Genomic DNA, 26,471 nt, shown 5'->3' on the forward strand with positions numbered 1-26,471 from the left:
GTCAGTCCAGGTGCCGGGCCCACCACTGGAGCACCGCCTCGAACCGCTGCACCCGGTGCCGCGGCTTGCCGGACCGGCTCAGCTCGTGCCCTTCCCCGGAGAAGATCAGCATCTCGGCCGGCGCCCCGGCCCGGCGCAACGCGACGAACATGCGCTGGGCCTGCTCGATCGGGCAGCGCCAGTCGTGCTCGGAGTGCACCACGCAGAACGGGATATCGATCTTGTCGGCGTAGCTGAGCGGGCTGCGCTCGCGCTGCTCGACCGGATCCGGCCCCACGTAGTTGTCCGCGAAGGTCCACCCGATGTCCGAGCTGCCGCTGAACGAGTCCCACGCGTTCACCGCGCGCTCGCTCCACGCCGCGACGAACCGTTCGCCGTGCTGCGCGGCGAGCCAGCTGGTCATGAAGCCGCCGTAGGACCCGCCCATCACGCCGACCTTGGCACGGTTGGTCTCCGGCCGCTCCAGCGCGGCGTCCAGCAGCGCCAGCACGTCGTCCACGTCCACCGTGCCCAGCGCGCCGACCACGGCCCTGCCGTGCGACTCGCCGTAGCCCGCCGAGCCGCGCGGGTTGGGCAGCACCACCGCGTAACCGGCGGACGCGTACACCTGCGCCTCGTCGAAGAGGCCCCATCCATAACCCGCGAACGGCCCACCGTGCACGGCCAGCAGCACCGGATGCGGCCCCTCGCCCTCGGGCAGGACCAGCCAGCCGTGCACCGGGTAGCCGTCCGGCGCGGTCGCGGTCAGCTCCTCGACCGGACGGATGCCGCTTTCCCGCAGGTCAGCGGAGAAGTCCGTCAGCCGCCGAGCGTCACCTTCGCCGAGCAGCACCACGTCGCCGCAGCTATCCGGGGTGGCGATCACCGCGGCCACCTGTTCGCCGTGCACCGCGAAGCCGCGCACCGAGGCACGCTCCCCCGCCACCGGCTCCAGCGCGGAAAGCGGCAGCCGGTCACCGTCGCGGGGCACCGCGCGCAGCTCGTTCGCCCCCCGGTTCAGCACGGTGACCAGCACCCGGTCGCCCATCGGCGCGGGACGGCCGGCCGCGCCGTCGCACAGCACCGACTCCTGATCGGTCAGCCGCCTTGCCACCGCGGGCTCCGCGCCGTCCCGCCATTTCGCCGACCACAGCCCGGCGTTGCGCCCCGCCAGGTCGAAGCCGGAGAACTCCTTGCCCAGGAAGAAAATAGTGCCGTCCGCGGCAACGACCGGCTGCTCCGCGGTGCCGGCCGTGCGCACCGCCAGCCGGACGGCCCCGCTGTCCACGTCCACCGCGTAGAGGTCGGAGTGCAGCGTCTCCACCCGGTCCCAGTCTCGGGGCGCCACCACCAGCACGTTTCGCCCGTCGCGGGTCCAGGCGGGGTCGCTGACCTCGGCATCGGTGTCGGTGAGCGGGGTGAGCTCCCCCGGTTCGCCGCCGGCCAGCGCATCGAGCACGAACAGCCGGCGCGGCCGGTCGCGCCGGAAGCCGATGTCGTCCGAGCGGTAGTCGAACCGGGTGATCCAGCGTGGCGCCTCCGCGTCCGGCTCCGGCGGCTTCGCGCCCTCTTCGGCCGCGGTGCCGTACCGGCCGGGTTCCGGGACCCGCGCGGCGAACGCGATCCGCCGGGAGTCCGGGGCCCACACCGGCGCTCCGGCGCCCAGCGGCAGCTCGGTGAGCCGCCTGGCCTCGCCGCCGTCGGAAGGCATCAGGTACAGCTGCGGCTTGCTCTCTCCCGTACCGCGCAGAAAAGCGACCCACCTGCCGTCCGGTGAGATCGCCGGGTCGGTGTCCCGCTCGCCATGGGTCCACGGCGAGCTGCCGCCGGTCGGGCGCACCCGGTGCAGGGCGCTGGAGTACACGTTCTCGGCCGGGTCGGGTCGCGACACGGCGACCAGCAGCAGCTCCCCGTGGAGGGCGGGCTTTCCGGGCACGGTCAGGAGTTCGACATCAGAAGGACGCACAACCTGCAGACCGTACCCGATCGTTAGCCGATCTAACTAGTTAACGATCACGGCTGCCGGCTCGCTCTTCCTCCTCAGCCTTGCCAGAGCCGCCCTCCGAGTCCTGCTCGGCTTCCCGCTCTTCGGGCGCCTTGGCGTTCAGCTCGAGCCCCGCGTGCTGAGTGGACTCCGGGTCGCGCTTGGCCTTGGCCAGGCTCGCCACGGTGGTGACGGTCAGCACCACCACGATCACCCCGAGCGAGACCCAGTTGTTGATGTCCAGCCAGTCCGGCACCACGTGGTACTCGTGCAGCGCGTGCAGGAACAGCTTGGCCCCGATGAAGCCGAGGATCACGGCAAGGCCGTAGGACAGGTAGACCAGCTTGGTGACAAGACCACCGAGCAGGAAGTACAGCTGCCGCAGCCCCATCAGGGCGAACGCGTTCGCGGTGAAGACCAGGAACGCCTCCTGGGTGATGCCGAAGATCGCCGGGATGGAGTCGACCGCGAACAGCAGGTCGGCGCTGCCGATCGCGACGATCACCACGAACATCGGGGTGATCCAGCGCTTGCCGTCCTTCTTCACGAACGACTTGTGCCCGTGGTAGTCGTCGGTGACCGGGAAGATCTTGCGAACCTGCCTGGTCAGCGCGTTCTCGTGGTACTCCTCTTCGTCGTCCTTCTTCCGCACCATGCTGATCGCCGTCCACACCAGGACGGCACCGAACAGGAAGAAGACCCACACGAACTGCGCGATGAGCGCGGCCCCGACCGCGATGAACGCGCTGCGCATGACCAGCGCGAGCAGGATGCCGATCAGCAGCACCCGGTGCTGGTGGATGGCCGGCACCTTGAACGAGGCCATGATGATCATGAAAATGAACAAATTGTCGACACTGAGCGAGTACTCGGTGATATAACCGGTGAAGAACTCGACGCCGGGATCATGTCCCGCGAAGAGCCAGATGCCGGCACCGAACAGCACCGCGCAGGAGATGTAGAAGATGACCCACCGGCCTGCTTCGGCGGTGGTCACCTCGTGGGGTTTCCGGTCGACGATCACCAGGTCGACCGCGATCAGGGCGAGCAGACCTGCGACCGTGGCGATCCACAGCCACAACGGGACGTTCATCTAGACATACCTCCGGATAGCGCAAAGACCGCAACTAACCGGAGGTCTCTTCCGCCGGCTGTGACGCCCGGCCGACGGTGCCGGGTGCCTTAGGCAACCGTGCTGACGACACCGCCGCGAAGGAATACTCCCCTCCACAGCAGTGTCCATTTTGACCCTTGCCAATCCGGAAAGCCAGCCGAGGTTGCCCGTGTCACCGAGATGTCGGCAGTAATCTACGTCACCAATCCAGTTCACCGCGACTCTCCGTGTCTGGTCCGCGTGAAGCGATTCAGGGTACCCACAGGACACTCTCAGCAAACTTCCAATACGGTCATACCGTGCCCAGACTCCCCCTTCCTCGCACCCGCGGCACCCGGCTCACCACCCTGGCGCTGGTCGTCGTGGTGCTGGTCGCCGCGGGGCTGCTGTGGTCCCGCAACGGGGACGAACCCGTCGCGGTCAAGACCCAGGAAGCCACCATCGACGTGCCGGCCGCGCCGGGTTCCGCCGATCGTGTGCAGCTGGACGCGACGCTGTACACCCCCGAAAAGACCCCCGCACCGGCCATCCTGCTGCCGCACGGGTTCGGCGGTGACAAGAACAGCGTCGCCAGTGACGCGCGGGAGCTGACCCAGCGCGGGTTCGTGGTGCTCACCTACTCGGCCCGCGGGTTCGGCCGCAGCACCGGCAAGATCGGGCTGAACGACCCGGACTACGAGGTGGCGGACGGCCAGCGGCTGCTCGACTACCTGGCCACCCGGCCCGAGGTGCGCACCGAGAACGGTGACCCGAAGGTCGGCGTCACCGGCGGTTCCTACGGCGGCGCGCTGGCACTGCTGCTGGCCGGCCGCGACAAGCGGGTGGACGCGATCGCGCCGATGATCACCTACAACGACCTCGGCCAGGGCCTGGTGCCGAACGCGGCGACCACCGGCCCGGTCGCCACTACCCCGGCCGCCGGCGCGTTCGGCAAGGACGGCGTGTTCAAGCGCTCCTGGGCGGGCATCTTCTTCTCCGCCGGTTCGGGCGCTCGCTCCGGCAGCAGCGGCGACCCCGGGATGGAGGCGCCGGAACCGGGAGACGAGACCGACAACTCCAGCCAGGGCGGCTCGGGACAGAGCGGGGGCGCGAGCGCCCCGGCCGGCGCACCGCAGCAGGGCGGTCCCCCGTCGCCGCCCGCGGCCGACCCCTGCGGCCGCTTCACCGAACAGCTCTGCCAGGCCTACACCGAGCTGGCCACCACCGGCAGGGCGAGCCAGCAGACCATGGACATGCTGACCCGGCTCTCCCCTGCCTCGGTGACCGGCTCGATCACCGCGCCGACGCTGCTGGTGCAGGGCGAGAACGACACGCTGTTCGGCCTCGACCAGTCCGACGCCACGGCCAGGCAGATCGCCGCGGCCGGCGGCAAGGTCAGCACCATCTGGTACACCGGCGGCCACGACGGCGGCCGGCCGGGACCGCAGCTGCGCGCCCGGATCGCGGACTGGCTGTCGTTCCAGCTCACCGGGAACGGCAAGGACCCCGGCACCGGCTTCGGCTACGACATCCAGGGAACCCTGCAGGCCAACGGCACGCCGTCGGTCCGCGCGGTCGAGGCGGCGGGTTACCCCGGACTCGGCGGAGGCGGCACCGAGCGCCGCCCGGTCGCCCTGTCCGGCGAGCCGCAGAACATCGTGAACCCGCCCGGCGGCAACCCGGCCTCGGTCAGCGGAATGCCGGGACTGAACGGCCTGCTCAGCGGCTCGTCGCGGCTGTCCGGCCTGTTCGGGCGGGATCCGGACGGCCAGTCGGCGCGGTTCACCTCCGCGCCGGTCACGTCGCAGCTGCTCATCACCGGCGCTTCGACGGTCAAGCTGCGCGTCAGTGCCACTACGACCGCAGGCCGGACGCCCACCGACGCGGCGCTGTTCGTGAAGCTCTACGACGTGGGCCCGGACGGGGCACGCACGCTGCCGTCCAACGCCATCGCCCCGATCCGGGTGTCCGGGCTGGCCGCCGACGGCACGCCGTCCGAGGTCACCGTGACGCTGCCCGGCATCGTGCGCCCGATCGAGGCCGGGCACAGCCTGCAGCTGGTGGTCAGCACCACCGACCAGGCCTACAGCCCGTCCCTCGAACCCGCCGCCTACCGGGTGTCCCTCGCCGGCGGCGAGCTGTCCGTGCCGGTGGTGCCCGGCACCGCGGTGAGCACCGGCTGGCCGGTCGGCCAGGTGCTCGGCATCGCCGGTGTGCTGGTGCTGGCCGTTCTGGTCGGCCTCGGCGCCGCGGTGCGCCGGCGCCGCGCGCACCAGGTGGACGCCGAGCTGGCCGAGGTCCCGATGGTGATCAGCGACCTGACGAAGTCCTACCCCGGCGGGCTGGTCGCGGTGAACCAGCTGTCCTTCCGGGTGGAGCCGGGCCAGGTGCTCGGCCTGCTCGGCCCGAACGGGGCGGGCAAGACGACCACGCTGCGCATGCTGATGGGCCTGATCAAGCCGAGCGGCGGGGACATCAGGGTGTTCGGCCACCGGATCACGCCCGGCGCACCCGTGCTCTCCCGCATCGGGTCCTTTGTGGAGGGTGCGGGATTCCTGCCGCACCTGTCCGGGGAGCAGAACCTGAAGCTGTACTGGGACAGCACCGGGCGCCCGCTGGACAAGGCGCACCTGGCCGAGGCGCTGGAGATCGCCGGTCTCGGCGACGCGGTCAAGCGCAAGGTGCGCACCTACAGCCAGGGCATGCGGCAGCGGCTGGCCATCGCACAGGCCATGCTCGGCCTGCCGGAGCTGCTCGTGCTCGACGAACCGACCAACGGGCTCGACCCGCCACAGATCCACCAGATGCGGGAGGTGCTGCAGCGCTACGCCGCCACCGGCCGCACGGTGGTGGTCTCCAGCCACCTGCTGGCGGAGGTCGAGCAGACCTGTTCGCACGTGGTCGTGATGCACCGGGGCAAGCTGGTCGCCTCCGGCGAGGTCGGCGACATCGTGGCGGCGGGCGGCGAAGCGACGTTCCGGGTGGATCAGCCGGAGGCCGCGGCCACCGCGCTGCGCGCGGTCGGCGGAGTGTCCGATGTGGACATCGAGGGCAACCTGGTGCACGCGGACCTGGACGGGCTGCCCCGTTCGGAGGCGGTGGCCACCCTGGTGCACGCCGGGGTGTCGGTGGAACAGGCCGGGCCACGGCGGCGGCTGGAAGACGCGTTCCTTCAGCTCGTCGGAGAGGATTCGAGCTCATGAGCAAGGCGTCCATTCCGGACGAGAACGCCCGGATCGACCACGGTGTGCACACCGATCCGGCGGCACTGCAGGAGCTGACCGACGCGGCGGAGCTGGAGAGCACAGACGTGGGCCAGGACGGGGCGGTGGCCGGTTACAAGGCCGGTCGCACGCTCCGCCTCAGCGTCGAGCTCCGGCGCCAGCTGCGCCGGCGGCGCACCCAGCTGGTGCTCGGTTTCGTCGCGCTGCTGCCGTTCATCCTGGTGCTCGCCTTCCAGATCGGCGAGACGAGCCCGAACCGACGCTCCGGCGGGTTCGTCGACCTGGCCACCGCCAGCGCGCCGAACTTCGTGGTGCTGGTGCTGTTCGTGTCCGGCACGTTGTTGCTGCCGATGCTGCCCGCGTTGTTCTTCGGTGACACCATCGCCAGCGAGTCGTCGTGGTCGAGCCTGAAGTACCTGCTGGCGATCCCGGTCCCCCGACACCGGGTGCTGCGGCAGAAGGCGATCGCGTCCGGCATCCTGTCCGCGGCGGCGCTGCTGTTGCTACCGCTGGTGGCGCTGGTGGTCGGCGTGATCTGGTACGGGGCCGGCGACGCGATCAGCCCGACCGGCGACGCGATCCCGTTCAGCGACAGCCTGATCGCCATGCTGCTGTCCTATGTGTACATCGTGGTGCAGCTGGCCTGGGTAGCCGGGCTGGCGCTGCTGCTGAGCGTCTCGGTGGACGCGCCACTCGGCGCCGTCGGCGGTGCGGTGCTGGTGGCGATCCTGTCGCTCATCCTGGACCAGATCACCGCACTGGCCGGGCTGCGCGACTACCTGCCCACGCATTTCTCGTTCGCCTGGATGGACCTGATCGCCAAGGACATCAACTGGACGAACATGGCCAACGGGCTGCTGTCCTCGATCATCTACGCGACGGTGTTCTTCCTGCTCGCCGCCCGTCGCTTCTCGACCAAGGACATCACCAGCTGATTTTGCCTGTTCCGCAAGGCTTCCCGCCTTTGAGTGGAAGCTTCGCGGAACGCCACCGAATGCCGGACTTTCCACGGTGAGTGCGCGACTATGAATCCGTGAGACAGAACCAGGCAGTCAAGATGGAGCCCGAGCCGACGGTGCGCGGGCAGGAACTCGGTCAACTCTTGCGCGCCTACCGCGAGCGCGCCGAGCTGAGCCTGGCCGACGTGGGCGCCAGGATCGACGCGTCGGCGAGCAAGATCAGCCGGATGGAGAACGGAAAGCGCTACGCCTCCACCGAAGATGTCGCGGCAATGCTCGCGCTCTACCGCGTCACCGGACCTCAGCGCGCGGAGTTGCTGGCTCTGGCCAGGGAGTCCGGTCGCCGCGGCTGGTGGCAGCGCGACACACCGGGGTTCGTCGAACGCCAGCAGACTCTGATTTCCCTGGAGTCACGCGCCCGCGCCATCACCAACTTCGACGACACGATCGTTCCCGGGTTGTTGCAGACCGGCGAGTACACCAGGTCCATGATGATCGAGTCCGGACTGGTAGCCGACGATGAGGTGGAAAACCGGATGGTGACCCGGTTGCAGCGGCACTCGGTGCTGTTGCGCAGCCACCCGCCCTACCTGATGGCGATCATCGACGAATTGGCTCTCTGCCGGATGATCGGCGGCCGCGATGTGCTGCGCCGTCAGTTGCAGCACTTGGTGGAACTCGCAGCGCGCCCGAACATCGACATTCGCGTAGTGCCCAACACCCGTACGCACGCCGGTGTCAACGGCGCTTTCACCGTGCTCAGACGCGCCGAAGGTTCCCCTGTCGTGTTCCTGGAGAACCTCACGTCGAGCATGTTCCTCGAAGAACCCCAGGAGATCGAGCGGTACGAATACGCCACCCGTGAGCTTCTCACGCACGCCCTCGATACGGCACAATCGGTCGAGCACATTGCCGCGCAGGCAAACCGGTTGGACGTGGAAGGGCTTGATCCGCATGAGCAAGGACCGTACCGAGACCAACTGGCGGAAGAGTAGCTACAGCGGAACCCAGGAGAACTGCGTGGAAGTCGCTTTCGCCGGCCGCCACGTCCTGCTGCGTGACTCCAAGAATCCAGCCGCCGGGCATCTCGCCGTATCCGCGGGTGCCTTTCACGCCTTCGCGAACGAGAATCCCTTGCGCCGTGCGTAGCGCTTGGTGCCGTAGTGGGCGGCGGCCAGCATCATGACGAGCAGTACCACACCGAGCAGCGGAACGAGGTCCAGCGGCAGGGTGTAGGCCATCACCACGCGAGCCGCCGAATCCACCAGGAAGGCAGCTCCCCACCACACGGTGAGCAGCCGGATCGCGTGCCGGAACTGCGCGCTGTCCCGCCATTGCGCCCGCCAGTACGGCGCCTGCGACGGTGGGATCACCCGGCACAGGCCCTCGATCAGGAACGGCTCGCCCTTGCCGAACAGCGAGCCGAGGATCCACAGCCCGAACACCGCGGTCCCCCAGCTCGCCTTGGCCATCAGCAGCTCGGGGCTCCCGGCGACCAGCGAGACGGCCGTGCCCACGATCATCAGCCCGAGCATCAGCGCGGCGATCCTGCCCAGCCGCCGGTGGCGGATGATCCCGTGCACGGTCTGCACCAGCGGTAGCACGCCGCCGGCCAGCAACGACACCCAGACGTTCATCCCGGCGGCCCGCATCCCGTAGTACAACGCCAACGGTGCCACCACATCGATGGCCAGCTGAGTGCCCAGCCTGACCCAGCCCGCGGCCTTACCGGTGCTCTCCACTACGGACATCTTTCCTCCCCAGATCGCCGGAACGCTGCTGGGAACGAAACCTACGAAGCAGGCACCAACCGGGCCATCCACCTGCGCGCCGGGCCGGGGTGCGCAAAAGTGCACCTCACACCGGCGGTCACGCGTAGTGCGCCCGGCCGGCGGCATCGGTCAGACTGAGGGCCGAGGAGGCGGAAATGGCGCGTGATCGGTGCTGGGACGCCGGAGCGCGCCGGCTGAGCACGCTGTGGTTCGGGCTGCAGCTGTGCGGGTTTTCCTTCATCACGATGCTGCTGGCCGCACTCACCCTGCTCAGCATGGTGGGCATGTTCTTCGGCCTGGCGTCGATGACCACGGCGGTGATCGAGACCAGCCGCCAGCTGACCGAAACCTACCGCCGGGGGCTGCTCGACTGGACCGGCGTGCGGATCGAAAGCCCCTACCTGCCGGTCCAGCCCGCCAGACGGGCCACCACCCTGCTCGACCCGGGAATGGCGCACGAACGACGGCGACTGAGCATCCTGCTCAAGGACCAGGCCACCTGGCGGGATCTACTGTGGATGGTGCTGACCCCGGTCACCGGGGTGCTGTTCGGGCTGCTGCCGTTCGTGGTCGCCGGCTACGGGCTCGTCTTCCTGGCCGGTCCCGGCCTCGCCGTGCTGATCACCGGCTCCGACCGGGCGCGGCCGGACACCCTGGGCCAGATCCTGCTGCACCCCACCGCAGCACTCGGCGATCTCGTCTGGACGGCCGTCCCGGCCGGTCTCGCCGCCGCCGCGATCGTGCTGGCCGCGGCCGGACCGCTGCTCAGGGGGCAGGTCATCCCAGGGCGACTGCTGCTCGGCCCCACCGCGCAGGCCCGCCTGGCGCGGCGGGTGACCCAGCTGACCGAGACCCGCGCGCACGCCACCGACACCCAGGCCGCCGAGCTCCGGCGCATCGAACGCGACCTGCACGATGGGGCGCAGGCCAGGATGGTGGCCGTCGGCATCACCCTGCGCACCCTGGAACACGCGCTGGAAACCGACCCGGCGGCGGCCCGCGAGCTGGCCGTGGAGGCGCGCGAGACCGCGGCGGCGGCGTTGGAAGACCTGCGGAGCCTGGTCCGGGGCGTGCATCCCCCGGTGCTGGCCGAGCGCGGACTGGCCGACGCGATCCGGGCGGTTGCCCTGGACGCTCCGCTGGAGGTCGGCGTGCAGGCGGAGCTGCCGGCCGCGGTGGAGGCGCCGATCGAGGCCGCGGTGTACTTCGCGGTCTGCGAACTCCTGGCGAACGTGGCGAAGCATTCCGGTGCCGAGCGGGCGTCGATCTCCCTGTCACATCGGGAAGATCAGCTCGACGTCGTGGTCCGCGACGAGGGTCGTGGCGGAGTGGACCCGTTGCGCGGCAGCGGTCTGCGGGGAATCGCGCACCGGATCTCGACCTTCGACGGCACGCTGGAGCTGGACAGTCCTCCCGGCGGCCCGACCGTGGTGACGCTGGCGGTCCCTTGTGCTCTTGGGGCGGGGGACGCAGGAGCCTGACGTGGCGGATCCCACCAGAAAAACGATCACTACCTGCGACGTTGCGCGGCGCGCCGGGATTTTTGGTGGCACGCTTGCGGTGACCCGTTCCCCGGGTGGCGCTGCCACCGTGACGCTGGAGATCCCATGCGTGTTGTGCTCGCCGAAGACCTTCACCTGCTGAGGTCCGGCCTGACCCGGCTGCTGCGGGCCTACGGCTTCGAGGTCGTGGCCGCCGTCGCGACCGGGCCCGAGCTGCGCGCGGCGCTGACCGAGCATCGTCCCGACGTGGCGGTGGTCGACGTCCGGCTGCCCCCGACCAACACCGACGAAGGTCTGCAGGTCGCCCTCGCCGCGCGCCGCGAGCGGCCTGGCCTGCCGGTGCTGGTGCTCTCCCAGCACGTCGAGCAGCTCTATGCCCGCGAACTGCTCGCCGACGGCGCCGGCGCGGCCGGCTACCTGCTCAAGGACAGGGTGTTCAACGACGACCAGTTCATCGACGCGGTGCGCCGGGTCGCCGGCGGTGGCACCGCGATGGACCCGCAGGTGATCTCCCGGCTGCTGGCCGGGAACGCCAGGCAGCAGCCGCTGGCACAGCTCACTCCCCGCGAACGGGAGGTGCTCGAACTGATCGCGGAGGGCCGGTCCAACGCCGCGATCGCGCAGCGGCTGTTCCTCTCCGCGAGCGCGGTCACCAAGCACACCGCGAGCATCTTCGGCAAGCTCGGCCTGCCGCCGTCGGACGACGACAACCGCCGGGTACTGGCCGTGCTGGCGTACCTCAACAGCAATGGCCAAGGCGGCCCCGCTTGAGACCTCGTGAGTGAAAAGTGTTGTCCTGGCAACACTTTTCACTCACGAGGTCTCGGCGACCAGCTCGAGCGCCCTGCCGAGGGTGGCCAGCCGCTCGCCGACCGTCTCCCCCGCCGGATAGAACCGCGCGGTGCGCACCCCGGCCGCCCGCCACTGCCGCAGCCGGTCGCGGACCATGTCCTCGGTGCCGATCAGGGTGGTCGCCAGCACCAGCTCGTCCGGTACCGCGGCCGCGGCCTGCTCCCGCTTCCCGGCCACCCACAGCCGCTGCACCTCTGCCGCCGCGTCGGCGAAACCCTGGCGAGCGTAGGCGTCGTTGTAGAAGTTGCTGGTGGCCGAGCCCATGCCGCCGAGGCTGAAGGCAAGACCCGGTTTGCGGGCCGCCACCATGCGCTCGACGTCGTCGCCGAAAGCGACCTCGGCGCCCTGGCAGATGTCCAGCTCGTCGAGCGTCCGCCCGGCCGAGTCCGCACCGGCGGCGAGGTGCTCCAGGTAGGCCGACGCCGCGCCGGGCACGAAACTGGTGCCCAGCCAGCCATCCGCGACGGCACCGGTCAGCTTCAGCATGGCCGGTGACAGAGTGGCCAGGTAGATCGGGATCGCCGCGTTCACCGGCTGGCTGAGCCGGATGGCTTTGCCGTCACCGCCGGGCAGCGGCAGCTGGAAGTGCCGGCCCTGGTACTCGGCCCTGCCCTCGGTGCACACCTGGCGGATGATCTCCACGGTCTCCCGCAGTCTGCCCAGCGGGTGCGCGAACGGAACCCCGTGCAGGCCCTCCATCACCTGCGGCCCGGAAGCACCGAGGCCGAGCAGGAACCGGTTCCCGGAGATCCTGGCCAGGGTCAGCGCGGTCATCGCGACCAGCACCGGCGACCGGCTGCCGGTCTGCAGGATGCCGGAGCCGAGCAGCATTCTGGATGTCTTCGCGGCCAGGAAACCCAGTGGCGAAGGCGCGTCGCAGCCCCATGCCTCGGCAACCCAGCAGATATCCACGCCCAGCTTTTCGGCCTCGACCACGTAGTCGACCAGGTCCGGCCACGGCGCCGCCTCGGCGGAGAGCTGGATCGCGACCCGCATCAGTCCGGCAGCCCTTCGGCCAGCGCCTTGATGCCCTCGACGGTGGTGCGCATATTGGCCTCGAACTCGTTCAGCCGCCTGGCCACGATCCGCTCCTCCTTGTCCGGTCTCGCCTGGATCGCGAAAGTGAGCCCGGACGGCGCCGGCCCCATCCGCGCCCACTGCCGCAGCAGGGTGCCGTCACCGTCGGGCACCAGCTCGAACCGCCAGGACGCGGAGGGGTTCTCGACGTCCCCCACCGCCCAGGCGAACACCTTCGATTCCTCGTACTCGACCACCACGCTGGTCGTCTCCCAGTCCCCCATGGCCCGGTGCCAGTTGAACCCGACGAACCGGGAGCCCACCTCGGGCGCCACGGAGGTATCGACCCATTCGGCGCCCTTGAGCTCCGAGGAGAACCTGCACGGCGTGGTGATGTCGGCGACCCATGGCCAGACCTGGTCCGGCCGGACGGCGATCCGGGTTTCCACTTCGACGGTGGGGCAGTCTGCGTATTTCACCGCGGCTCCTTCGCTCGAAACGCACCGTAACGTGGTGAGTTCACTAGCGCAACTGTTATGGTCACGGCGTGAAAAGGACACCCTTCGCCGACTGGCCGTGCTCCATCGCCCGCACCGTGGACCTGCTCGGCGACTGGTGGACGCCGCTGGTGCTGCGCGAGGCGTACTACGGCGTCCGCCGGTTCGACGAGTTCCAGCGCGTGCTGCGGATCGGGCGCAACGTGCTCACCCAGCGGCTCGCCAGGCTGACCGACGAAGGGCTCTTCGAGCGGGTCGCGTACCAGGACAAGCCGGCGCGCTACGAGTACGTGCTCACCGAGAAGGGCCGGGACGTCTTTCCCGTGCTGCTCGCGATGACCCGGTGGGGCGATCGCTGGCTCGCACCGGAGGCCGGGCCGCCGGTGCTGCTGCGGCACACCGCCTGCGGGCACGAGACCCACGCCGAGATGGTCTGCGCGCACTGCGGCGAGCAGCTGGCGATGGACGAGGTGGTGCCGCGGTTCGGTCCCGGCTACCCGGCCCGGCTGCGCGAACGGCCGGAGATCAGGGCGCGGTTCGATAAGAGGACCGACGAAGGTAGCGAGTCCGGCCGGTCGATTGCCCCCTGACCGGCCCGTCTGTGAGGATGTGCCGGCTGGGGTGTGCGAGGGGCTGGAGGGTTCATGCGCAGGTGGTTTACCGGGTGCGCGACCGCGTTGGTCGCACTCATGGCGTTCACCGGGCTGGCGCAGCCCGCCTACGCGGCCCAGGGACCGGCCGGGGACATCAAGGCCGAACTGGCCGAGGTGCCTGGCCTCACCGTCGTCTCCGAAGAGACCGCGCCGGCGGGCTTCCGGTTCTTCAAGCTCACCTACACCCAGCCCGCCGACCACCGGCATCCCGGCAAGGGCACCTTCCAGCAGCGGCTCACCCTGCTGCACCGCGACGTCACCGCGCCGACCGTGATGTTCACCAGCGGTTACGCCGTCTCCGACGCGCCGAACCGGTCCGAGCCGACCCAGATCGTGAACGGCAACCAGGTTTCCATGGAGTACCGCTACTTCGCGCCGTCGCGGCCGGAGCCCGCGGACTGGGGCAAGCAGCTGACCATCTGGCAGGCGGCGGCCGACGAGCACCGGGTGGTGCAGGCGCTGAAGTCCATCTACCAGGCGAACTGGCTGGCCACCGGCGGCAGCAAGGGCGGGATGACCGCGACCTACTTCCGCCGCTTCTTCCCCGACGACGTCAGCGGCACGATCCCTTATGTGGCGCCGAACGACGTGTTCGACCCGCTCGACGTCTACAACCGGTTCCTGTCGAAGGTCGGCAACGACCCCGCCTGCCGTTCGGCGCTCAAGGCGGTGCAGCGCGACGCGCTCGAACGGCGCGGCGAACTCGGCGCCATGGCGGAGAAGGAAGCCGCCGAGACGGGCAAGACCTTCAACACCATCGGTTCGCTGGACAAGTCGCTGGAAATGTCGGTCATCGACTCGTACTTCGCGTTCTGGCAGTACCAGAAGCAGGCGGACTGCACGAGCGTGCCGGCCCCCGGCGCTCCGGCGGCGGACCTCTACGCCTTCTACGACAAGGTGGAGAGCCTGCTCACCTACTCCGACCAGGACCTCACGCCCTACACGCCGTACTACTACCAGGCCGCCGTGCAGCTCGGCGCGCCCGAGTCCTACGAGGGCCACCTGCGGGACCTGCTGCGCTACCCCGGCACCAACCAGCCGTGGAGTTTCGTGGACAAGTCCGTGCCGCGCAAGGCTTTCGACTACGTGGCGATGCCGGACATCGACTTCTGGGTGCGCACCCAGGCCAACCGGTTCCTGTTCGTCTACGGCGAGAACGACCCGTGGAGCGCCGAACCGTTCCAGCTCGGCCCTCGCACCCGCGACTCGTACCGGTACTACGTGGCCGGCGGCAACCACGGCTCCAAGATCGCGCAGCTCCCGCTGGAAGAGGCCGCCGCAGCGACCGCCACGGTGCGCCGCTGGGCCGGCCTGCCGGCTACCCCCGCCCCGTCGGCAAGGGCGTTCGCGAACGAGGGCTTCCCCGGATTCGACGCGGATCCGCTGCTGACCGAGCGGCCAAAGCTCTAACCGAGCCGGTCGAGGATCCCGGCCAGTCCACTTCGGACCGAGCCGGGGTGCCTGGACCACCGATTTGCCGGCGGCAAGTGAGCGGGCGTTTATTCGCGTGACAGGGTGTTTCCGGTAGGCGAAGGTGTCGCGCATGGACGACGATCTTGCCTTGTTGCGACGTGCCCGGATGCGGTGGAACACGCCGCTTTCGGTGGCCCATGCCGATTCGCTGCTGGACCGGCTGGACCTCGACCCCGGTCCGCGGGTGGTCGACCTCGGCTGCGGGTGGGGCGAGTTGCTGATGTGCGCGGTGGAGCGGGTCGGCGGGGATCACGCGCGGGCGGTGGGGGTGGATACCGATCCGGTGGTGTTGGAGCGCGGCCGGACGCTGGCGCGGCGACGTGGCCTCGACGAGCGGATCGAGTTCGTGCAGGCGGACGCCGCGACCTGGTCCGGAACGGCGGAACGTGCCCTCTGCGTCGGTTCCTCGCACGCGTTCGGCGATACGCAGGCAGCGCTGGATGCCATGACGGCACTCGTACCGCCTGGTGGACGGCTGTTGTTCGGCGATGGCTTCTGGCAGACCACGCCGGGCCCGGCCGCGGTGGACATCTTCGGCGACCAGATCCGCACGCTGGCCGAACTGGTGGACAGCAGTCGCTCGGCGGGCTGGCGGATCATCCACCTGAGCACGGCGGATCAACGGGAATGGGACGAGTTCGAATCCACGTCACGGGCAGGCTTGCAGGCGTGGCTGCTGGCCAACGGCGCCGATCCGCGGGCCGAGGAAGTGCGGAACTGGCTCGACGAGCGCGAGCACCGGTACTTCCACGACTACCGGGGCGTCCTCGGCTTCGCCTACCTGGTCCTGGCGCACTGATCGAGCACGGATCCCGCCAATGCCGTCAGGCAGCGTAGTTGCGCAGTACGCGTAACGCGGTCGCGCCGTGCGGACCGGTCGCGGTCAGCCCGGACTCCTCCGGCGCCAGCCGCTGCGCGCCGACCCGGCAGAACACCCCGGCCGGACCGCTGATCGCCGACGGGGCGTCAGCAGGGCCGAACCGCCAGGTCGCGCCGTCCGGACCGGTCAGCTCCACCCGCACCGGGCCGGCCTGCTCGCCGGCCACCGTGAATGCGTATGGCAGCGACCGATGGGCGAGCCAGGCGATGTGCCGCAGCCGCGCGGTGTCCGGATAGGGAATCGACAGCGGGCCGACGATGTCCAGCGCGTGCGCCCAGTGCTCGGCCAGCCGGGTGGTGGCCATCGTCGCCGGGCGCAGCGGCGCGGACGCCCATTGCGACGCCCGGTCCGGATCGGCGCCCCGCAGCACGTCCACCGACCTCCGCCGCGCCGCCTGCCACCGCGGATAGACCACCTCCGGCCCGGCCCGCTCGGCGGCCACCCACCGGTCCACCGCCTCGTCCACGCTGACCGCGCCCCGATCCGGCGCCGCCACGCCGGCCACGCCGGACGACGGCCCCGGCGCACCGGTCACCGTCGCCTCCACGGCCTCCTCGGTCTGCGCCAGGTGCAGCAGCACGTCCACCACACGCCAACCCGCCGCGTCGGACGGGCTCAACCACTCCGCTTCCGACAGCTCCGCGAAAATGCCGTCCAGCCGGTCGTACTCGGCTTCCAGGTCATCGAAGATCTCCACAACCACACGTTAGCGCCAGAGACTGCTTTCCGGGTACTGCCGCCGTTTCATGGGGATTTCATCGGCCGTGTCTACGGTGCGTCCCGGTAGTTCTCGACGGATCGTGAAGGAGCGAGCATGACCAAGACTGGGGCGTGGCGGCTGGGGGTGGCGCTCGGCGCTGTTGCTGTCACGTTGAGCACGCCGGGGCTGGCGATCGCAGAGCAGGCCGATGACCATGCCGGGGTCCAGCGGGCGCTGGAAGGCTATCGGTCGCACGGCGGACCGGGCGCCGCCGTCCACGCCGGCGATGTTAGCCAGGGCTGGGACCTGCACGTCGGGCCGAAGGTGGTCAACACCAACCAGTTCATCGGCCCGAACGACGCCTTCCGGGCGGCGAGTCAGACCAAGACGTTCACCGCCGCCGTGGTGCTGCAGTTGGTCGACGAGGGCAAGGTGGCGTTGGACGCGCCGATCGAGCGCTACCTGCCCGGCGTGGTCGCCGGCAACGGCTACGACGGCAACCGCATCACCGTCCGGCAGCTTCTCCAGCAGACCAGCGGGATCAACGGCGCCCCCAGCAACGCCAAGGCCAATGCCGATGGCACCTACGATCTGCAGGAGCTGGTCCGCGCCGGGCTCGCCGGCAACCCGCCCAAGTCCGAGCCGGCCTGGAACTACTCCAACATCAACTACTACATCGCGGGGCTGCTCATCGAGCAGGCAACCGGCATGCCGGCCCGTGACGCGATCACCGCCCGGATCATCCGGCCGCTCGGCCTGAACCAGACCAGTTTCCCGGCCCCCGGGGACAAGTCGCTGCCCGGGGCGTATGTCCACGGTTACCGGGGCGGCACCGTCGGCGGCGTCTTCCTGTGGCTGGACACCACCTTCGGCGAGTGGGGCAGCGGTACCGCCGAGCCGTCGTTCTGGAGCACCGCCGGCGGCATGGTCTCCACCTTGTCCGACCTCGCCCTGTTCGACCAGAGCCTCGTGCAGGGCAAGGTCGTCTCCGCCGCCAGTCTCGCCGAAATGCGCAAGACGGTGCCCACCAGCTGGCCCGGCACCGAGCACTACGGCCTCGGCCTGTGGGGTCACGACCTGAGCTGCGGCGGGCAGGCGTGGGGGCTCCTCGGCGACCTGTCCACCGGCTACTCGTCGGCGACCATGGCCACCGACGACGGCAGGCACGCCGCCATCGTCACCAACACCGCGGTCCCCAACAACGACACACCGACCCGGCTCGACGTCCTCGACGCCGCGCTGTGCGACAAGGAGTAACCCACAGAAGCACCGCCTCACTGCACGCAGAACTCGTTTCCCTCCGGGTCCTGCAGCACCATGCAGCGACCGGCCTCGTCGTGGTTCTCGTGGAGCACGGTGGCACCGGCTTCGGCAAGCCGGCGGACATGTTCCTGTATCAGGTTCCAGCCCGCTTCGGTGCCACCGTGCTCCCCGCTCACGTGCACGTCCAGGTGCACCCGGTTCTTCGCGACCTTGCCCTCCGGCACCCGCTGGAACAGCAACCGCGGCCGCGTTCCCTCCGGATCGACCACGGCGGCCATCGCGTCCCAGCGTTCGCGCGGCAACCCGATGCGCTCGGCGAACGCCACCCAGCTGTCGAAGCCGGGCGGCGGCTTCTGCAGCTCGTAGCCGAGCGCGACCGCCCAGAACCGCGCCTGCCGGGCCGGATCGGCGACGTCGAAGGTGACCTGGAAACCCCAAGGCATGATGTTCCTCCCGGTTCGGATGCGTTGACAGCAGTGTGCATCCGAGCACCGACAGTTCCCGGCCCGGAAGTCCGCAGTGGACGGACCGGGCCCACGACCGGGAGGCGCCGTTCGGTTACTTCACACCCGCGGCATCCATGCCGCGCAGCTCCTTCTTCAGGTCGGAGATCTCGTCCCGCAGCCGCGCCGCCAGCTCGAACTGGAGGTCGCGCGCGGCCTGCATCATCTGGTCGGTCATCTGCTGGATCAGGTCGGCCAGCTCGGCGCGCGGCATCGTGGACACGTCCTTGTCCGCCAGCACCCCGGAACTGCGGCCACCGCCGCCCTGCTCGGGCTTCTTGCCCCGCGAGACGTTGCGGCCCGAGCCACCGACCGCGATCCCCTGCTCCGAGTCCTCCGCCTCGTCGTACACCCGGTCCAGGATGTCCGCGATCTTCTTGCGCAGCGGCTGCGGATCCAGCCCGCGCTCCTCGTTGTACGCGGTCTGCTTCTCCCGGCGGCGGTTCGTCTCGTCGATCGCGTGCCGCATCGAGTCGGTGATCTTGTCCGCGTACATGTGCACCTGCCCGGACACGTTACGGGCGGCACGGCCGATGGTCTGGATCAGCGAGGTACCGCTGCGCAGGAAGCCCTCCTTGTCGGCGTCCAAAATGGACACAAGGGAGACCTCCGGCAGGTCAAGCCCCTCGCGCAGCAGGTTGATGCCGATCAGCACGTCGAAATCGCCGGAGCGCAGCTGCCGCAGCAGCTCCACCCGGCGCAGGGTGTCCACTTCGGAGTGCAGGTAACGCACCCTGATGCCGAGCTCGAGCAGGTAGTCGGTGAGGTCCTCGGCCATCTTCTTGGTCAGCGTGGTGACCAGCACCCGCTCGTCCCGCTCGGCGCGGACCCTGATCTCGTGCACCAGGTCGTCGATCTGGCCCTCGGTCGGCTTGACGATCACCTCGGGGTCGATCAGCCCGGTCGGGCGGATCACCTGCTCGACGAACTCGCCACCGGTCCGGCCCATCTCGTAGGGCCCCGGGGTGGCCGACAGGTACACCGTCTGGCCGATCCGGTCGGAGAACTCCTCCCAGGTCAGCGGCCGGTTGTCCACCGCGCTGGGCAGCCGGAAGCCGAACTCGACCAGGTTGCGCTTCCGGGACATGTCACCCTCGTACATGCCGCCGATCTGCGGCACCGTGACGTGGGATTCGTCGATGACCAGCAGGAAATCTTCCGGGAAGTAGTCGATCAGGGTGGCCGGTGCGCTCCCGGCATCGCGCCCGTCGATGTGCCGCGAGTAGTTCTCGATACCCGAGCAGAACCCGACCTGGCGCATCATCTCGATGTCGTAGGCGGTGCGCATGCGCAGCCGCTGCGCCTCCAGCAGCTTGCCCTGCTTCTCCAGGGTGGCCAGGCGCTCTTCCAGCTCGGCTTCGATGCCGCGGATGGCCTTCTCCATCCGCTCCGGGCCTGCCACGTAGTGGGTGGCCGGGAAGATCCGCACCTCTTCCAGCTCCTGGACGATGTCGCCGGTCAGCGGGTGCAGGTAGTAGAGCTTGTCGATCTCGTCACCGAAGAACTCGACCCGGATGGCCAGCTCCTCGTAGGCCGGGATGATCTCCACGGTGTCGCCGCGGACCCGGAAGGTGCCACGGGCGAAGGCGACGTCGTTGCGGGTGTACTGCACGTCGACCAACGCGCGCAGGAACGCGTCCCGCTCGACCTCGCCGCCCACCTCGAGCTTGGCGGAGCGGTCCAGATAGGACTGCGGGGTACCGAGGCCGTAGATGCAGGACACGCTCGCCACCACGATCACATCCCGCCGGGACAGCAGGTTCATCGTCGCCGAGTGCCGCAGCCGCTCCACGTCGTCGTTGATCGACGAGTCCTTCTCGATGTAGGTGTCGGTCTGCGCGATGTACGCCTCGGGCTGGTAGTAGTCGTAGTAGCTGACGAAGTACTCGACCGCGTTCTCCGGGAAGAAGTCACGCAGCTCGTTGGCCAGCTGGGCGGCCAGCGTCTTGTTCGGCGCCATCACCAGCGTCGGCCGCTGCACCCGCTCGATCAGCCAGGCCGTGGTGGCCGACTTACCGGTACCGGTGGCGCCGAGCAGCACCACGTCCTTCTCCCCGCCGGTGATCCGCCGCTCCAGATCGTCGATCGCGGCGGGCTGGTCGCCGGCGGGCTGGTAGTCGCTGACCATCTTGAACCGGCCGTCGCTCCGGGGGATCTCGGAGACGGGCCGGAAATCGGACTGGGCCAGTACGGGGTGTTCGGTTGCGAAAGCCACGACGACCAGGGTAGGCGCACCCACCGACAGTTTCCCGCCGCGGCCCGCGACGGCTCAGGAACAGCAGTCACAGGTGTCGCAGCAGTCACAGCAGTCACAGTCGCAGCCCCACTTTGCGTGTGGTTTGCCGCTCCACGGGCCGGGATGCGGATCCCGGCAGCAGAACTGGCAGGTGCAGCACATCCAGGTGGCGATCGCACAGCCGGGCAGCACACCCCGCTTCTTCGGCGGGACCCGGAACTTCGGCACCCAGCAACCACCGCCGTCGCCGTCCCGGGGAGAGCCCTTCTTCTTCGGGCCCTTCGGCGGGCCCTGGGGATTCCCGGGAGCCGGCTCGTCGGCCGGTGACGCCTCACCGCCAGGTGTGTCCCGCGGCTGAGACCCGGCTGGCCCGGCTGGCCCGGCATGCCCGAAAGCGCGGATCACCGCCTGGCGCAGCTCGTGCACCAGCAGTGCGTGCACCAGGCTGGAGTCGGTGAACTCGGCCTCGCGCAGGGCCAGCTCGACGCCGAGGACCGCGTCGTCGCAGAGCCGGCGGGCCTCGGCCGTGCCGGCACCGGTGGCCATCAGCGGGTTCCACGCGCCGGTGACCCGGTCCTCGGCCAGGTCCTCCACCGCGTCCAGCAGGTGCGCCGCGCGGCCGAACAGCCTGCCTGCCTCGGTCAGCGCGGCCAGGTTGCCGGGACGGCCGGCCACCACCGCGGTATGCCCGAAGGCCGCCGCCGTGGCCCGCTCGGTCGGTTCGGTGGCCAGCAGCATCGAGTCACCGGGCCGGATCCCGCGCTCGGCCTCACCCTGACGTGCCACCGCCTCGGTGAGCACGGCGGTGTCGAAGCCGACGCCTGTCCCGGTCCGCACGCCTTGTTCCGCGAAACGGGCCGCGACCAGGCGGGCCGCTCCGGCGGCCACCGGACGGCGGTACACCCCGTCACCGTCTGCGACGTGGTCGCCCAGCTTCGCCGAAGCCAGCACCAGCGAGACCGAGGCGGCCAGCCGGGCCCCCTCGCCGTGCGCCACCGACGCCCGGCGCAGGCCGCGCAGCGGGCACGGACCGGCCTGGCGCCTGCCGTCCGCCCGCGGCGACTGCGCCTCGGCCAGCACCGAGATCACCAGCCCGTCATAGTTGGTCACCGTGCGCGCGAGCTGCCCGTGCTCGTCGCGCAGAGCGAGGCAGAGACCGCACAGATGGGCCAGCCAGTCCGCGTGCAGGGCACTGGAGAGCCGGTGCCGGCACGGGCGAAGGATTCCGAACACAGCGAGAAACCAACCACACCGGATCGGGCCGCGGAGGTGGATGCCGCAAAATGTGACCATGGCGCCACCGCACCCACCCAAGATCGAGACCTTCGACCTGGCAGGCCGGATCAACACCGACCCGAAGGGCATCGACCGCGTGGTCGAGGAGTACCGGGTGGAACCCTTCGGCCTGTACATGGCACGCCCCGCGCCTGGCCGAGCCCAGTTCCACTACCTGGAGTCCTGGCTGCTGCCAGGACTCGGGCTGCGCGTCACCGACTTCTGGTTCAACCCCGGGCACGAACGCGACCAGGACTTCTACCTCGACGTGATCGACACCGAGGTCGACGGCGACCGCTGGCTGGCCACCGACCTCTACCTCGATCTGGTGCTGAAGGAGGAACAGCGCCTCGACGTGCTCGACACCGACGAACTGCTCGACGCGACCGTCGCCGGGCTGCTCGACACCGGGCGGGCGAACCGGGCGCTGGAAACCGCCTACGCCACCGTCGAAGGGCTCACCGCGCACGGCTACCGGCTCGCCCCCTGGCTGTCCACAAAGGACGTCAAGCTGAGCTGGCGGCGGCACTGAGCCAGGTCGCCGGTCAACCGATCGGTTGATGCCGGCCGCCCCGGCGGCTGAGCCGAAACCGGCCGCCGGGGCGATACCGCCGGGCGCGCGGACGGGAGATTCTCGATCCAGACGGGCATCACCGCCCGTCCCGATCGAGAAGGAGACCGCGGATGCCGGTCATCGAGGTACAGGGACTGGCCAAGCGCTACGGCGAGAAGGTCGCGGTCGGCGACGTGTCGTTCAGCGTCGAACGCGGCGAGATCTTCGGCATCCTCGGCCCCAACGGCGCCGGGAAGACCACCACCGTGGAATGCGTCGAGGGCCTGCGCAAGCCGGACGGCGGCACCGTCTCGGTGCTCGGCCTCGACCCGGCCAGGGACACCGCCGAGCTTCGCCAGCGGCTGGGCGTTCAGCTGCAGGAGAGCCAGCTGCCGGACAAGTTGAAGGTCGGCGAGGCGCTCGACCTCTACGCGTCCTTCTACCGGCAGCCCGCCGACCAGGGAAAGCTGCTCGCAGACCTCGGACTGGCCGACAAGCGTGACACCATGTTCAAGAAGCTGTCCGGCGGCCAGAAACAACGGCTCTCCATCGCGCTGTCGCTGATCGGCAGCCCGGAGATCGCGGTGCTCGACGAGCTCACCACCGGACTGGACCCGCAGGCGCGGCGGGACACCTGGGAGCTGATCGAGACCGTGCGCGACCGGGGCGTGACGATCGTGCTGGTCACCCATTTCATGGAGGAGGCCGAACGGCTCTGCGACCGGATCGCGGTGATCGACGCCGGCCGGGTGGTCGCGATCGACACGCCGGCCGGGCTGGTCGCCGGGGTGACCGACGAGCAGCGGATCCGGTTCCGCCCGTCCGCGCCGATCGAGGACGAGGCGTTCACCGGGCTGCCCGAGGTCCGCTCGGTCCAGCGCCAAGGCGGACAGCTGGTCATCACCGGCACCGGCAACGTGCTGCACGCGGTGACCTCGGTGCTGGCCCGCCGCCAGGTCATCGCCGGGGAGCTGCGCGTGGACCAGGCCAACCTCGACGACGCCTTCGTGGCGCTCACCGGCAAGAAACTCGACTAGCGGCACATCCAGGAGCGACACCATGACATCCGCGACTTCCGTGACTTCCGGGCCAGCAACGCACCCGCCCCAGGGGCGGACCCGCCAGGCGCTGGCCAAGATGACCCTCGTCGAAACCAAGCTGTTCCTGCGCGATCCCGGCGCGCCGATCGTGGTGATCGGCATCCCGCTCGCCCTGCTGCTGGTGTTCGGCATGATGCCGGACGCGAAACAGCCGAGCGCGGAGTTCGGCGGGCACTCCGCACTGGACTCGCTGATCGCACCGATGGCGATCGCCATCCTGCTGGCCATGCTGGCGATGACCATGTTCCCCACGGCGATCGCCTCCCACCGCGAAAAGGGCGTGCTGCGCCGGCTCGCGGCGAGCCCGGTGTCGCCGAGCCGGCTGCTGACCGCCCAGCTGCTGGTCAACCTGACCGCGGCGGTGCTGCTGGTGCTGCTGATCGTCGGGGTCGGCACGCTCGCATTGGGCCTGTCGGTGCCGAAGAACCTCGGCGGCTTCGCGGTGTCGATCGTGCTGGGGGTGGCTGCCCTGTTCGCGGTCGGCCTGCTGATCGCCGCGCTGGCCCCGACCGGCCGCGCGGCCAGCGGGATCGGCTCGGTGGCGTTCTTCCCGATGCTCGCGCTCGGCGGGGTCTGGGTGCCGAAGGAGAAGCTGCCGGACTTCCTGCAGACCGCGGCCGACGTGCTGCCGCTCGGCGCCACCCTGAACTCGCTGCGGGAGACCTGGGTCGGCAACAGCCCGCAGGTCCTGCAGCTGATCGCGATGGCGGTGTGCACCGTGCTCTGCACCGTGCTGGCGGCCAAGCTGTTCCGCTGGGAGTGATCTTGACCGGAACCGAGAACCGATCGGCGGCCCGCCGCGTCAGAGGCACGGTTCGCACGCGAGGTTCGCGGCCCGGTGAGGATCCCGGTGTCCCGGCGGCCGGTCGGCATTCTTGGGGGTATGCCGAACGGTCGCCGGAGTCGCCGGGGCACCCGGATAATGACTCCATGAGGGTTATGCACTATCCGGCCGACGGGGGCTGCCCGGAGGGTGGCTCGCGGCGGCTGGATGCCGGTGACACACGAACGGCAAACGCACCAATCAGTGTGCATAACACTCATTGGGATAGACGATGACTCAGCCCAGCCACCGGCCCGCGGCGTTCTGGCCCGGCGGGACGTCCAAGTGGGAGCCTTGGGCGCTGCGGATCGAGCTCTGCCTGCCGCACTTGCTGCTTCTGCTGAGCACCGTGCTCAGCGTCGCCACCGCAGGTCAGAGCGGCGCCGACCGGCTCGGCACGCTCGCGCTGGTCGGGGTCGCGCTCTGCTGGGTCCTCGGCACCGACACGCTGGCGCCGCGCCGCTGGCTGAACAGCCCGGTGGCGCTGGCGTTCTCGCTGACCGGCCTGCTCACCATCGCCGGTTTCCTGATGGCCAGGGATCTGACGTTCTTGCTCTTCGCCATCACCGGGTTCTTCCACGGCATCCGGCTGCGGCCGCCGTCGGCGATGCTCGCCGGGGTCGGAGCCACTTCGCTGCTGATCAACACCGCCTCCTTCGGCGGGGTCACCGCGGCGTTCACCGAACGGACGGGCATGTTCCTGACCGTGGTCGTGGTGCAGACGCTCGCTATCGCCGGCGGGGCACGGATGTCGGAGAAGCTGGCCGAGTACAACGAAACCCGGCGCAAGGCGCTCGACGAGCTCGAGGCGGCGCACGCGGAGAACGCCGGCCTGCACCGGCAGCTGCTCGCCCAGGCCAGGGAGGCCGGCATCCTGGACGAACGGCAGCGGCTGAGCCGCGAGATCCACGACACCCTCGCCCAGGGCTTCACCGGGATCATCACCCAGCTCGAAGCCGCCGAACTGGTCGAAGACGATCCGCCGGAGCGACGGCGGCGACTGGCCACCGCGGCCGCGCTGGCCAGGGAGAACCTGACCGAGGCGCGACGGGCCGTGCACGCGCTTCGCCCGGAGGCGCTGGAGTCCGCGCAGCTGCCGGACGCGCTGAACGCGGTCGCCGGCCGCTGGGGCGAGCGCTGCTCGGTCGCCATCGAGTTCACCACCACCGGCACCGCCAAGCCGATGCACCCCGAGATCGAGGCGACCCTGTTGCGCATCACCCAGGAAGCACTGTCCAATGTGGCCAAACACGCGGGTGCCACCAGGGTGGGCCTGACACTGTCGTATATGGAGGACCAGGTGACACTCGACGTGCGTGACGACGGAGCGGGTTTCGACCCCGATGCGGTCGCGCGGTCCGGCCCGCACGGCGGGTTCGGCCTGTCCGGGATGCGCCAGCGGGTCCAGCGGCTGGCCGGGCACCTGCACGTCGAGTCCGAACCCGGTGGCGGCACGGCCATCTCAGCCAACGTGCCCGCGGTGGCGGCGGTGTCCGACCGATGACCATCACCCTGCTGATCGCGGACGACCACCCGGTGGTGCGGGACGGACTGCGCGGGATCTTCACCGGCGACCACGGCTTCGAGGTGCTCGGGGAGGCCGCCAACGGAGCCGAAGCCGTCGCGCTGGCCGAGCGGCTGCGGCCCGACGTGGTGCTGATGGATCTCCGGATGCCGGGCACCGACGGGGTCACCGCGATCACCGAGCTGGCCAAGCTGGGCAACCCGGCGCGGGTGCTGGTGCTCACCGTCTACGACACCGATTCCGACGTGCTGCCGGCGATCGAGGCCGGCGCGACCGGCTACCTGCTCAAGGACTCGCCCCGGGAGGACCTGTTCCGGGCCGTCCGCGCAGCGGCCCGCGGCGAGTCCGTGCTCTCCCCCGCGGTGGCCAGCCGGATCATCGGCCAGATGCGCTCACCGGCCCGCGAGCCGCTGAGCCAGCGCGAGCTCGAAGTGCTCGGGCTGATCGCGCGCGGGTCCACCAACAAGGAGGCCGCGAAGAAGCTGTTCATCAGCGAGGCCACCGTCAAAACGCATCTGCTGCACACCTACGCCAAACTCGGCGTGAAGGACAGGGCGTCCGCGGTGGCGGTTGCCTTCGAACGCGGCCTGCTCGGCGGGAGCTGAGGC

Annotated in this window: 24 protein-coding genes; 15 read left to right on the forward strand and 9 right to left on the reverse strand. The window is 69.9% G+C overall.

Annotated elements, in window-relative coordinates; translation table 11 throughout:
* Nucleotide 1: 1 nt before the first annotated feature.
* A complete protein-coding gene (locus AMYNI_RS0140185) occupies nt 2-1,945 on the reverse strand; it encodes a S9 family peptidase (RefSeq protein ID WP_026361533.1) in 1,944 nt (647 codons plus the stop codon).
* Between the two features lie 40 nt (nt 1,946-1,985).
* Nucleotides 1,986-3,056, reverse strand: coding sequence for a TerC family protein (locus tag AMYNI_RS0140190; protein ID WP_020673795.1), 1,071 nt, complete (start codon nt 3,054-3,056; stop codon nt 1,986-1,988).
* Between the two features lie 320 nt (nt 3,057-3,376).
* Between AMYNI_RS0140190 and AMYNI_RS0140195 the strand changes: the two genes are divergently transcribed.
* The 4 genes from AMYNI_RS0140195 (at nt 3,377) to AMYNI_RS48655 (ending at nt 8,388) form a co-directional block, all read left to right on the forward strand.
* Nucleotides 3,377-6,259: an alpha/beta fold hydrolase gene (locus tag AMYNI_RS0140195; RefSeq protein ID WP_020673796.1), complete on the forward strand. Its 2,883-nt coding sequence runs from the start codon at nt 3,377-3,379 to the stop codon at nt 6,257-6,259.
* Complete coding sequence (locus tag AMYNI_RS0140200) at nt 6,256-7,215, forward strand: ABC transporter permease (protein ID WP_020673797.1); 960 nt, start codon at nt 6,256-6,258, stop codon at nt 7,213-7,215. The genes AMYNI_RS0140195 and AMYNI_RS0140200 overlap by 4 nt, the downstream gene beginning before the upstream one ends.
* Before the next feature lie 98 nt (nt 7,216-7,313).
* The gene (locus AMYNI_RS0140205; RefSeq protein ID WP_245574107.1) at nt 7,314-8,234 is read left to right on the forward strand and encodes a helix-turn-helix domain-containing protein; all 921 of its coding nucleotides are present in this window, start codon (nt 7,314-7,316) and stop codon (nt 8,232-8,234) included.
* Nucleotides 8,194-8,388, forward strand: coding sequence for a DUF397 domain-containing protein (locus AMYNI_RS48655; protein ID WP_084628596.1), 195 nt, complete (start codon nt 8,194-8,196; stop codon nt 8,386-8,388). The genes AMYNI_RS0140205 and AMYNI_RS48655 overlap by 41 nt, the downstream gene beginning before the upstream one ends.
* Here AMYNI_RS48655 and AMYNI_RS46590 read toward each other — a convergent pair.
* Entirely contained in the window at nt 8,349-8,990 is a 642-nt protein-coding gene (locus AMYNI_RS46590; RefSeq protein ID WP_157357697.1) for a VC0807 family protein, read from the reverse strand. The two genes, AMYNI_RS48655 and AMYNI_RS46590, sit on opposite strands and share 40 nt — an antisense overlap.
* 176 nt (nt 8,991-9,166) lie before the next feature.
* Between AMYNI_RS46590 and AMYNI_RS0140215 the strand changes: the two genes are divergently transcribed.
* The gene (locus AMYNI_RS0140215) at nt 9,167-10,492 is read left to right on the forward strand and encodes a sensor histidine kinase (RefSeq protein ID WP_020673800.1); all 1,326 of its coding nucleotides are present in this window, start codon (nt 9,167-9,169) and stop codon (nt 10,490-10,492) included.
* A gap of 126 nt (nt 10,493-10,618) precedes the next feature.
* Nucleotides 10,619-11,284: a response regulator transcription factor gene (locus tag AMYNI_RS0140220; RefSeq protein ID WP_026361536.1), complete on the forward strand. Its 666-nt coding sequence runs from the start codon at nt 10,619-10,621 to the stop codon at nt 11,282-11,284.
* A gap of 42 nt (nt 11,285-11,326) precedes the next feature.
* Here AMYNI_RS0140220 and AMYNI_RS0140225 read toward each other — a convergent pair whose 3' ends face one another.
* A complete protein-coding gene (locus tag AMYNI_RS0140225; RefSeq protein WP_020673802.1) occupies nt 11,327-12,361 on the reverse strand; it encodes an LLM class F420-dependent oxidoreductase in 1,035 nt (344 codons plus the stop codon).
* Nucleotides 12,361-12,861, reverse strand: a complete 501-nt coding sequence (locus AMYNI_RS0140230; RefSeq protein WP_020673803.1) for an SRPBCC family protein — start codon at nt 12,859-12,861, stop codon at nt 12,361-12,363. Before AMYNI_RS0140230 ends, AMYNI_RS0140225 begins: the two co-directional genes overlap by 1 nt.
* 68 nt (nt 12,862-12,929) lie before the next feature.
* Here AMYNI_RS0140230 and AMYNI_RS0140235 point away from each other — a divergent pair, with 68 nt between their 5' ends.
* The 3 genes from AMYNI_RS0140235 (at nt 12,930) to AMYNI_RS0140245 (ending at nt 15,804) form a co-directional block, all read left to right on the forward strand.
* Nucleotides 12,930-13,469, forward strand: a complete 540-nt coding sequence (locus AMYNI_RS0140235) for a winged helix-turn-helix transcriptional regulator (protein ID WP_020673804.1) — start codon at nt 12,930-12,932, stop codon at nt 13,467-13,469.
* 54 nt (nt 13,470-13,523) lie between these two features.
* On the forward strand, nt 13,524-14,942 hold the full coding sequence (locus tag AMYNI_RS0140240) for a S28 family serine protease (RefSeq protein WP_026361537.1): 1,419 nt from the start codon (nt 13,524-13,526) through the stop codon (nt 14,940-14,942).
* 133 nt (nt 14,943-15,075) lie between these two features.
* Nucleotides 15,076-15,804, forward strand: a complete 729-nt coding sequence (locus tag AMYNI_RS0140245; RefSeq protein ID WP_026361538.1) for an SAM-dependent methyltransferase — start codon at nt 15,076-15,078, stop codon at nt 15,802-15,804.
* A 25-nt stretch (nt 15,805-15,829) separates the two neighbouring features.
* Here the strand turns inward: AMYNI_RS0140245 and AMYNI_RS0140250 are convergent, their stop codons facing one another.
* A complete protein-coding gene (locus AMYNI_RS0140250) occupies nt 15,830-16,582 on the reverse strand; it encodes a maleylpyruvate isomerase family mycothiol-dependent enzyme (protein ID WP_020673807.1) in 753 nt (250 codons plus the stop codon).
* A gap of 117 nt (nt 16,583-16,699) precedes the next feature.
* Between AMYNI_RS0140250 and AMYNI_RS0140255 the strand changes: the two genes are divergently transcribed.
* Entirely contained in the window at nt 16,700-17,842 is a 1,143-nt protein-coding gene (locus AMYNI_RS0140255) for a serine hydrolase domain-containing protein (protein WP_020673808.1), read from the forward strand.
* A 17-nt stretch (nt 17,843-17,859) separates the two neighbouring features.
* Here the strand turns inward: AMYNI_RS0140255 and AMYNI_RS0140260 are convergent, their stop codons facing one another.
* The 3 genes from AMYNI_RS0140260 to AMYNI_RS0140270 form a co-directional block, all read right to left on the reverse strand.
* Nucleotides 17,860-18,291 (reverse strand): VOC family protein, encoded by a 432-nt coding sequence (locus AMYNI_RS0140260; protein ID WP_020673809.1) that lies wholly within the window; start codon nt 18,289-18,291, stop codon nt 17,860-17,862.
* A 115-nt stretch (nt 18,292-18,406) separates the two neighbouring features.
* A complete protein-coding gene (gene uvrB, locus AMYNI_RS0140265) occupies nt 18,407-20,566 on the reverse strand; it encodes an excinuclease ABC subunit UvrB (protein WP_026361539.1) in 2,160 nt (719 codons plus the stop codon).
* Between the two features lie 54 nt (nt 20,567-20,620).
* Nucleotides 20,621-21,820 carry a DUF5685 family protein gene (locus AMYNI_RS0140270; RefSeq protein ID WP_020673811.1) on the reverse strand — a complete coding sequence of 400 codons (1,200 nt, stop codon included), beginning with the start codon at nt 21,818-21,820 and terminating at the stop codon, nt 20,621-20,623.
* A gap of 58 nt (nt 21,821-21,878) precedes the next feature.
* Between AMYNI_RS0140270 and AMYNI_RS0140275 the strand changes: the two genes are divergently transcribed.
* From AMYNI_RS0140275 to AMYNI_RS0140295, 5 genes are all read left to right on the forward strand, one after another.
* Nucleotides 21,879-22,394: a ribonuclease FAU-1 family protein gene (locus AMYNI_RS0140275; protein ID WP_020673812.1), complete on the forward strand. Its 516-nt coding sequence runs from the start codon at nt 21,879-21,881 to the stop codon at nt 22,392-22,394.
* A gap of 152 nt (nt 22,395-22,546) precedes the next feature.
* Nucleotides 22,547-23,452 (forward strand): ABC transporter ATP-binding protein, encoded by a 906-nt coding sequence (locus AMYNI_RS0140280; RefSeq protein ID WP_020673813.1) that lies wholly within the window; start codon nt 22,547-22,549, stop codon nt 23,450-23,452.
* A gap of 22 nt (nt 23,453-23,474) precedes the next feature.
* Nucleotides 23,475-24,278 carry an ABC transporter permease gene (locus AMYNI_RS0140285; RefSeq protein WP_245574109.1) on the forward strand — a complete coding sequence of 268 codons (804 nt, stop codon included), beginning with the start codon at nt 23,475-23,477 and terminating at the stop codon, nt 24,276-24,278.
* Between the two features lie 292 nt (nt 24,279-24,570).
* On the forward strand, nt 24,571-25,842 hold the full coding sequence (locus AMYNI_RS0140290) for a sensor histidine kinase (protein WP_020673815.1): 1,272 nt from the start codon (nt 24,571-24,573) through the stop codon (nt 25,840-25,842).
* Entirely contained in the window at nt 25,839-26,468 is a 630-nt protein-coding gene (locus AMYNI_RS0140295) for a response regulator (protein ID WP_020673816.1), read from the forward strand. The genes AMYNI_RS0140290 and AMYNI_RS0140295 overlap by 4 nt, the downstream gene beginning before the upstream one ends.
* Nucleotides 26,469-26,471 lie beyond the last annotated feature (3 nt).

It is taken from the genome of Amycolatopsis nigrescens CSC17Ta-90 (assembly GCF_000384315.1).
GTDB classification, from domain to species: Bacteria; Actinomycetota; Actinomycetes; order Mycobacteriales; family Pseudonocardiaceae; genus Amycolatopsis; species Amycolatopsis nigrescens.